Here is a 1,421-nt window from a genome sequence, read left to right as displayed (position 1 = left end):
GACTGCGAGCATCGTGACTGCGCCACCACCTGGGGTCTGACCCTTGCTTATGACCGGCCCTGCGGGTGCCCTCGCGTTGACGTGTCGGCCCCGGGCGGTGGCGTTCACCAGACTGCTGGCCGGGTGGGCAGTGACCTGATAGGAGCCTGACTCGACCAGGGCCTCATCGCAGTCCTGTCCGCCCACTCCGGCCAGCTGAGCCATGGACAGCCCGCCGGAAGAGCGAGAGAGGATCCACAGCCCGATGCCCAGCATGCAGCTTCGGCGCGACGATGTCATCGTCGGCGTCGACACCCATAAGGACAACCACGTAGCGGTCGCGATCGACGGCCTTGGTGGCCGGCTCGGCGACATCGTCGTGCCCACCACCATCGCCGGGTTTGAGGAACTCTTGACCTTCTGTCTGGCCTTCGTCGGGTCAGCCGGTCGGCTGATCGGGTTCGGCATCGAGGGCACCGGCTCCTACGGCGTCGGCTTAGCGCGCTACCTGCGCAACCACGGTCACGACATCCACGAGATCGCCCGCCCAGCACGGGCCGCGGAACGTCGACTCGCAGGAAAGAACGACACCATCGATGCTGAGCACGCTGCACGCCAGCTGCTGGCTGGGCACGGGCTGTCGACACCCAAGACCGCCGACGGCGCGGTCGAAACGATCAGGCTGGTCAAGATCGCCTACGACGGTGCCGTTCAAGCCCGTGTTACCGCGATGATCACACTCAAGGCCACCCTCGCGACCGGGAGCGAGGCGCTGCGGGCGGAGCTGGAGAAGCTCACCGACCACAAGCTGATCCTCGCGTGCGCGGCGCTGGAGGGTCCGGCCCCCCTGCCGCCAGTGCGCCGTGGCGCACCAGCCGTTGTTGTGCCGGGCGACCCGGATGTGGCGATGCGGCACGTGCTGTCCTCGATGGCGAAGCGTTGGCTGGCGCTGCACGAGGAGTCCAAGGCTCACGCCGCATCGCTGAAGGCACTCACTGCGGCCGCTGCGCCCCAGCTCGTCGAGGCCGTTGGCGTCGGCTACGACACCGCGGCACAGATGCTGATCACCGCCGGCGACAACGCCAACCGAATCAAGTCCGAGGCAGCGTTCGCCAAGATGTGTGGCGCGTGCCCAATCCCGGCTGGATCCGGCAAGACCAACAGCCGGCACCGTCTGTACCGCGGCGGAAACCGGCAGGCCAACGCCGCGCTGTATCGCGTGATCATCGTGCGCATGCGCTGGCATCAGCCGACGATCGACTACGTGGCCCGTCGCACCGCCGAGGGCATGTCGAAGCGAGAGATCATCCGGTGCCTGAAGCGGTACCTGGCTCGCGAGCTCTTTCGCCTGCTGCCGGCCCCGGACGCCATCGCCAATCCCGGCGACGAAGGGCTTGAAATCGCGGCCTGATCGACTTGACGATCTATAGGAGCATCAACGC

The 1,421-nt window shown here is 67.1% G+C and carries 1 protein-coding gene; it reads left to right on the top strand.

Features of this window, described 5'->3' with window-relative positions; genetic code table 11:
- Positions 1-244 precede the first annotated feature (244 nt).
- Complete coding sequence (locus QWY28_RS23190) at positions 245-1,390, top strand: IS110 family RNA-guided transposase (RefSeq protein ID WP_300955288.1); 1,146 nt, start codon at positions 245-247, stop codon at positions 1,388-1,390.
- Positions 1,391-1,421: the final 31 nt, after the last annotated feature.

Origin of the sequence: Nocardioides oceani, assembly GCF_030412965.1 — a bacterium.
GTDB classification, from domain to species: Bacteria; Actinomycetota; Actinomycetes; order Propionibacteriales; family Nocardioidaceae; genus Nocardioides; species Nocardioides oceani.
Note: the sequence above shows the minus strand (reverse complement) of the source record. Positions and strands in the feature narration are given on the sequence as shown.

What these genes read in the sequence shown, in the direction of transcription:
- QWY28_RS23190 (WP_300955288.1), top strand. Translation starts at nt 245, where the DNA reads ATGCCCAGCATGCAGCTTCGGCGCGACGATGTCATCGTCGGCGTCGAC.